Source organism: Acidovorax sp., from assembly GCF_016783915.1.
Lineage (GTDB): Bacteria > Pseudomonadota > Gammaproteobacteria > Burkholderiales > Burkholderiaceae_C > Acidovorax.
Map to the genome: position 1 here is coordinate 1 of NZ_JADHVT010000208.1, position 6,504 is coordinate 6,504.

The following is a 6,504-nucleotide window of genomic DNA, read 5'->3' on the forward strand; positions in this document are numbered from 1 at the left end:
AGGACTGGAGGCCGGGGCCGATGACTACCTGGCCAAGCCCTTTGACCTGGATGAGCTGGTGGCGCGGCTGCGAGCCCTGACGCGCCGCGTGGGGCGCGACGGGCAGTTGCGCTGCGGGGCGCTGTACCGCGAGCCGGGCAGTGGCGTGTTCTACAACGACGCATTGCCGCTGGAGCTGTCGCAGCGGGAGTCCGAACTGCTGCGGCTGCTGATGTCGCGCGTGGACCGTGTGGTCAGCAAGGAAGAGCTGCGCACCCAGGTGTTTGCCAACACGGACGAGCAGGTGCAAGCCGACGCGGTGGAAGTGGTGGTGCACCGGCTGCGCAAGAAGCTGGTGGGCACCAACGCCGAGATCGTGACCTTGCGCGGCGTGGGTTACCTGCTGTGCGATGCCGACAGCATGGCCGCCCACAAGACGGACAAAGCCGACAAGTCCGATAAGGGCGGGGTGTCCCGGTGACGCTGCGGTGGTGGCAGCGGCGGCCCTGGCGGCCGCGGGGCGGCTCATTGCAGCGGGTGCTGCTGGTGGGCTGGCTGGTGCCGCTGTGGGGGCTGGTGGCCGTGATCTGCGTGGTGCAATGGACCTATCAGGCGCAGCATGACGCCACCGCGCAAGATGAGGCCCTGCGCCAGGCGTTGGCGCACTGGCCTGCAGAGCTGTCAGCAGAGCCTGCCGCATCCCTGCCAGCCCAACCAGTGCCCGGTGTCTGGTACCGCGAGAGCAATCTGGACGGCGAACGTCTGGCGGGCAGCGCCGACCTGCCGCGCGTGCCTCCCACCGAGGTGGTGCGTGACCCCGGTGCCGTGCACTTCTACCTGGCGCAGGTCGGGGACCAACTGGTGCGGGTGGCCGTGACCCTGTATCAGCCCACCGGGGTGAAGGAGGTGCAAGCCGTGGCTGCGCCCGTGGTGCGCCAGGCGGCGCGCCCGCTGGGCGAGCGCCTGCCGGGTGCGCGCCGCCTGCTGGGCGGTGGCTCGGGCCTGTGGTGGGTGGTTCTGCTGGCGCTGGCGATGACCGCCGTGGCGGTGCTGCTGGCGCGGGCGGCGTCGGGCTGGTTGCGGCATGCAGATGTGTCGCTGATGCGGCCGCCCAGCGGCGACGTTGTGGGCACCGCAGAGCGCATCTACGAAGGCCCGTCGGAACTCGCGCCCGCCGTGCAGCACTTTGCCGAGCTGCAACACAGCCAGAGCCGCTGGATCGAGGAGCAGCGGCGCTTTCTGGCCGATGCCACCCACCAGCTGCGCACCCCCATGGCCGTGCTGCGCACCCAGCTGCAGGCCGCCATGGCGGGTGACATGCTGGTGGGCGATGCGCTGCAGCAGATGCTGCACACCGTGGACCGCGCCTCGGGCCTGGCCAACCAGTTGCTTAGCCTGAGCAAGGTGGAGCAGCTCAAGCGCATGGGCGAGCTGCCCATCGTGGACCTGAACGCGATTGCCCGCGAGGCCGTGATGGAGCTGGCACCGCTGATTGCGGCCAAACGGCTCGACTTTGCGCTGGAGGGCCCTGACACGCTGTGGGCACCCGGCGACGCAGCGCTGCTGGGCGAGCTGATGCGCAACCTGCTGGCCAACGCCATCCACCACACGCCCACCCATGGGCGGCTGGGTGTGCTGCTGCGCGACAGCACCGGGCGGCGCGAGGTGCTGGTGTGGGACGAGGGCCCCGGCATCGACGACGCCGTGCGGCAGCGACTGTTCCAGCCGTTTTCGGCGGGGAAGGGCGGGGTGGGGCTGGGGTTGTCCATCTGCCGGCAGATTGCCGAGGCGATGGGCGCCCAGGTCACGCTGTTCAACCGCATGGACGCGGGGCAGGTCATCGGCGTGGATGCCGTGGTGGCATGGGAAGAGTGAGATGCCCGTGACGGCCCCCTCCGAGACACCTGCCGCGCATGGCATCGAGTTCCGGAATGTCAGCAAGCGGTACGGCTCGTCACCCGGCGCCCCGCTGGTGGTGGACCACATCAGCTTCAGCGTGCCGCGCGGCACGCTCACTACCATCCTTGGGCCGTCGGGCTGCGGCAAGACGACCACGCTGCGCCTGATTGCCGGGCTCGAATCTCCCACATCGGGACGCATCTTCATCGACGGGCAGGACGTGACCCCTCTCGGTCCGGCGCAGCGCAACGTGAGCCTGGTGTTCCAGAACTACGCGCTGTTTCCGCACATGAACGTCATCGACAACGTGGTCTACGGCCTGCATTTGTCGGGCCTGGGCAAACAACAGGTGCGCGACAAGGCGCGTGCCATGCTCGACACCGTGGGCCTGCACGGTCTGGACCATCGCAGGCCGCACGAGTTGTCGGGCGGGCAGCAGCAGCGTGTGGCCCTGGCCCGCGCGCTGGCGCTAGAGCCCGCCGTGCTGCTGTTTGACGAACCCCTGTCCAACCTGGACGCCCGCCTGCGCCGTTCCATGCGCGAGGAAATCCGGGCCCTGCAGCAGCGCCTGAAGCTCACCGTGGCCTATGTCACCCACGACCAGTCCGAGGCCCTGGCTGTCAGCGACCAGATCGTGGTGATGGACCGGGGCGCCATCGCCCAGCGCGGCGCGCCCAGCGCGCTGTACGAGCAACCGACCTCCGAGTTTGTGGCCGGATTCATGGGCGAGGCCATGCTGTTTGCAGCCCAGAACCACGCGCCCAGCCCGGGCAGCAATGCAGCCACCGGGTATGCACAACTGGGCCCGCTGCGTGTACCTTCACCCGCCGCACTGCCCGCCGGCCCGGTCAAGATCGCTGTGCGGCCTGAGGCCTGGGTGATCGGACCGGCCACATCGGCGGGCCTGGCCGCGCGGGTCACCCGCTGCACCTATCTGGGCAGCGTCATGGAATACACCTTTGCCAGCGCCCTGGGCGCCATTTTTGTGGTGTCGCCCCTGGTGGAGTTGCCGCTGGATGTGGGGGCCCCGGTCAGCCTGACGCTGGCAGACCACGGGGTGTCCGTCGTGGCCGGATGAGGCGGGCGGCGTTTGCCCGGCACGCGCCACGCCGTTCAGTGATACTTTTTTTGAGCGATGCCCTTGGACTACACCGTTGCTGTTTTTGATCTGGACAACTGCCTGATGGATGCCCGGGCGGTGGGGCCCTTGTTCGAGCCCGCTTTCGAGGCTGTGCGGCAAGCCAACCAGGGCGCACTGAGCCCTGAAGCCCTTGCGCAAGCGCTGCAAGCCTGCTGGTTCACCGCGTTCGACCTGGTGGCCCAACGCCACCATTTCACGCCCGCCATGCGCGCGGCGGGGTGGCAGCAGTTCAGCCAGATGGAGGTGAAGGCGCCGTTGCGAGGCTATGCCGATATCGAACTGCTGCCCCGCATCCCGCTGCGGCGCTATCTGGTCACCAGCGGCTTTCGGCGCCTGCAGGACAGCAAGATCGATACGCTGGGAATCCGCCCCTGGTTCGAACAGGTGCTCATCGACGCGATTGACGCACCACCCACCGGCGGCGCACATGGCAAGCAGGCGATTTTTGAGCAGATCCTGGCCAGCGAGGGCTGCGCGCCCCGCCAGATGCTGGTGGTGGGCGACAACCCCCTGTCCGAGCTGGCGGCCGGGCGCGCCCTGGGGGTTACCACCGTCCAGACCGTGCGGCCGGGGGTTGAGCCCTGGGCGTTGGCTGACTACCGGGTGGACGGGCTGGCAGGCTTTCTGGAGCTGCTGGGCCAGTCGTCACCGCCCCGTACGGGCGTTGGGCGCAGGAGCACTACTGTGTGATGGATATGGCACGAAATGGGCGAAAGGCGCAGGTGATACATGCCCTGACAGCTATCAATAACAGAGCATTGCTGCGCGATCAAGGCAACAACTCAGGCCACAATACGCGTCCACACCGCCCGCTTGTCTGTTCGCGCGCCTGCCGCTTTGCCCTTTGAACTCTCCCGTCTTCACCTCGCTGATCCCCGTCATCCTGTTCATCGCCATCGGCTTTTATGTGGGGCGGCGCGGCTGGATACGTGCCGAATCCGTCAAGGACCTGGCCAACCTGGTGTTCATGGTGCTTACGCCCGCGCTGCTGTTTCGCACCATGAGCACGGTGCACATCGAAGACCTCAACTTTGGTCCCGTGGGCATCTACTTTGTGGCGTTTGGCGTGGTCTATGCAGCCACGCTGGCCGTGCAGGGCTTCAACACCCTGGGAGCCGCCCGGGCGCTGGCCAACACCTTCAGCAACACGCTGATGATCGGCGTGCCGCTGGTGGGGCTGGTGTTTGGCGATGCGGGGCTGGTCACGCTGTTTACATTGATCTCGGTGCACTCGCTCATCCTGCTGACCGCAGCCACCGTGGTGTTCGAGCTGGCGGCTGCGCGCGAACATGCCGGGCGCGCGGGTGGGGTGCAGCAGCCCATGTGGCGCACCGTGCTGCAGGCCATCCGCAACGGCATCTTGCACCCGGTCCCACTGCCCATCATTGCAGGCCTGCTGTTTGCGCAGACTGGCTTGGCAGTGCCACAGGTGGTGGACAAGCCCCTGCTGCTGTTGGGCCAGGCGCTGGGGCCCATCGCGCTGCTGCTGGTGGGGGTGACGCTGGCCTTCACCAAGGTCGGCCACCAGTTCAAGGCCGCGCTGCGTATTGCGCTGGTGAAATGTGTGGCGCACCCGCTGGTGCTGGCCGGCATGGGCTGGGCGCTGGGCCTGTCAGGCATGCCGTTGGCTGTGATGATTGTGGCGGCATCGCTGCCCGTGGGGGCCAATGTGTTCCTGTTCTCGCAGCGCTACCGCGTGGCAGAGGAAGAGGTGACGGCCAGTGTGGCGGTGTCCACCGCGCTGGGGTTGGTGACGATGCCGCTAGTGATCGTGGCGGTGACGCGGTGGGTGGTGTAACGGCAACGCTCAACGCTGGTGCGCGAACCGCCCCATCAGCAGCCCCACGGTCAAGGCAGCAACCAGTGCAATTGCGCTGCTAACCACCAGCGCTATGGGCCAGAAAGGGTCCAGATAGCCCAGATACATCCAATTGCCAAGCTGAAAGAGCAAGGGGGGCACCATGCTTGTCAGGCCCAGTGCGGCCGGTTTTTTCAGGTACGCGAAGGCCGGCACCCCGACCAGCAAAACCAATAGCAAAAGCAGCAAGAGACTGGCCATCGTGATCTCCCTGGGTCAGGGTGCCAGGCGTTCGCGCACCCAGTCGGCACCGTCCAGGCGGTAGCGCAAGCGGTCGTGCAGGCGGCTTTTGCGCCCTTGCCAGAACTCCCACTGATCAGGCTTCAGGCGATAGCCGCCCCAATGCGGCGGGCGGGGTGGCTTGAGCATGAACTGCGCCCCGTACTTGGCCGCGTTGGCCACCAGCACGCCCCGGCCTGAAATGACCTGGCTCTGCGGGCTGGCCCAGGCACCGATGCGCGAGTCGAGCGGGCGGCTGTTGAAATATTCGTCGCTTTCCTCGTCGCTGACCTTTTCCACCGTGCCTTCGATGCGCACCACACGTTCAAGCTCCACCCAATGGAACTGCAGCGCTGCGTAGGGGTTGCCTGCGATCTGGCGGCCCTTGCGGCTGTCGTAGTTGGTAAACCAGACGATGCCGCGCTCGTCATAGCCTTTGATGAGCACGATTCGGGTGCTGGGGCGCAGGTCGCTGCCCACGGTGGCCAGTGTCATGGCATTGGGCTCGGGCACTTCGGCACTGATGGCTTCTTTCAGCCATTGGTCAAACTGCTGCAGGGGGGCGGCGTGCGAGGCGTCTTCGTTGAGTTCGGCGCGCTCGTAGCTCTTGCGAAGGTCGGCGATGGAGTTCGTGGTCATGGCTACGATTGTGCATCCCTCGTACGATGGCGCTTTGCGTTAGCGCTGGATGCCGGAGCCGTGCACAGCGGCTTTGTCAGTGGTCGAATTTTCGTTCGTTTATATTTCTGATTCCGATGAAACCCAAAGACGACGAGAAACAGCGCGCCATTGCCCAGGCCACCTTTGAGCTGGTGGCCCAGCGCGGCCTGAGCGGCCTGACCCTGGCCGACATTGCCCGGGCGGCGGGTGTGGCCACGAGCACGCTGTACGTGTACTACCCGTCCAAGGACGAACTCATCAGCCAGCTGTACCAGGACGCCAAGACCGTGACCGCCGCGCGCATCATGGACGGCGTGGCGCCCGGCATGCCCTACCGCGCGCGGGTGCGCCGCGCCTGGGGCAACCTGCTGCGCCACCGGCTGGACCAGTATGCGGAGGTGGTGTTTCAGGAGCAGTACTACAACTCGCCCTGGTTCACCCAGGGCAACCGCGAGTTCTCGACCCGGCTGATGGCGGGGTTCTTTGCGTTGATGGAAGAGGGCCAGCAGCAGGAAATCCTCAAAGCCGTGCCCATTCCGCTGCTTACGGCCAGCCTGGTGGGGTCAGTGCGCGAGACAGGCAACCTGATCCGTACCGAGGTGCTTCCCGACGACGACGCTGTGCACCAGATGGCGTTTGGCCTGTGCTGGGACGCGATCAAGGCGTAAATCGGGCCGCTGCAAAAACTTGGGTTTTGCGGTTTAATCGAATAGTTATTCTCTTAAAACAACAACGCGGCTCGATGCCT

Annotated in this window: 8 protein-coding genes; 6 read left to right on the forward strand and 2 right to left on the reverse strand. The window is 66.3% G+C overall.

Translation table 11 applies throughout. The features are described from left to right. The 5 genes from ISS20_RS22710 to ISS20_RS22730 form a co-directional block, all read left to right on the forward strand. Window positions 1-460 (forward strand): response regulator transcription factor (locus ISS20_RS22710; protein ID WP_291439794.1); only part of this gene is annotated, 460 nt, incomplete at its 5' end. Between the two features lie 56 nt (window positions 461-516). After that, entirely contained in the window at window positions 517-1,854 is a 1,338-nt protein-coding gene (locus ISS20_RS22715) for an ATP-binding protein (protein ID WP_291439807.1), read from the forward strand. A 1-nt stretch (window position 1,855) separates the two neighbouring features. Next, window positions 1,856-2,956 carry an ABC transporter ATP-binding protein gene (locus ISS20_RS22720; RefSeq protein ID WP_291439796.1) on the forward strand — a complete coding sequence of 367 codons (1,101 nt, stop codon included), beginning with the start codon at window positions 1,856-1,858 and terminating at the stop codon, window positions 2,954-2,956. A 57-nt stretch (window positions 2,957-3,013) separates the two neighbouring features. Continuing rightward, window positions 3,014-3,709, forward strand: coding sequence for an HAD family hydrolase (locus ISS20_RS22725; protein ID WP_291439798.1), 696 nt, complete (start codon window positions 3,014-3,016; stop codon window positions 3,707-3,709). A 154-nt stretch (window positions 3,710-3,863) separates the two neighbouring features. Then, the gene (locus ISS20_RS22730; RefSeq protein ID WP_291439800.1) at window positions 3,864-4,817 is read left to right on the forward strand and encodes an AEC family transporter; all 954 of its coding nucleotides are present in this window, start codon (window positions 3,864-3,866) and stop codon (window positions 4,815-4,817) included. 9 nt (window positions 4,818-4,826) lie between these two features. Here ISS20_RS22730 and ISS20_RS22735 read toward each other — a convergent pair whose 3' ends face one another. After that, the gene (locus ISS20_RS22735) at window positions 4,827-5,078 is read right to left on the reverse strand and encodes a hypothetical protein (protein WP_291439802.1); all 252 of its coding nucleotides are present in this window, start codon (window positions 5,076-5,078) and stop codon (window positions 4,827-4,829) included. A gap of 15 nt (window positions 5,079-5,093) precedes the next feature. Then, on the reverse strand, window positions 5,094-5,735 hold the full coding sequence (pdxH, locus tag ISS20_RS22740) for a pyridoxamine 5'-phosphate oxidase (protein WP_291439804.1): 642 nt from the start codon (window positions 5,733-5,735) through the stop codon (window positions 5,094-5,096). 116 nt (window positions 5,736-5,851) lie between these two features. Here pdxH and ISS20_RS22745 point away from each other — a divergent pair, with 116 nt between their 5' ends. Further along, window positions 5,852-6,424 carry a TetR/AcrR family transcriptional regulator gene (locus ISS20_RS22745; protein ID WP_291439805.1) on the forward strand — a complete coding sequence of 191 codons (573 nt, stop codon included), beginning with the start codon at window positions 5,852-5,854 and terminating at the stop codon, window positions 6,422-6,424. Window positions 6,425-6,504: the final 80 nt, after the last annotated feature.

Bases quoted from the DNA above. Each gene is read 5' to 3' on its own strand.
- ISS20_RS22720 (WP_291439796.1), top strand. From the start codon at position 1,856: ATGCCCGTGACGGCCCCCTCCGAGACACCTGCCGCGCATGGCATCGAG.
- ISS20_RS22725 (WP_291439798.1), top strand. From the start codon at position 3,014: ATGCCCTTGGACTACACCGTTGCTGTTTTTGATCTGGACAACTGCCTG.
- ISS20_RS22735 (WP_291439802.1), bottom strand. From the start codon at position 5,078: ATGGCCAGTCTCTTGCTGCTTTTGCTATTGGTTTTGCTGGTCGGGGTG.
- pdxH (WP_291439804.1), bottom strand. From the start codon at position 5,735: ATGACCACGAACTCCATCGCCGACCTTCGCAAGAGCTACGAGCGCGCC.
- ISS20_RS22745 (WP_291439805.1), top strand. From the start codon at position 5,852: ATGAAACCCAAAGACGACGAGAAACAGCGCGCCATTGCCCAGGCCACC.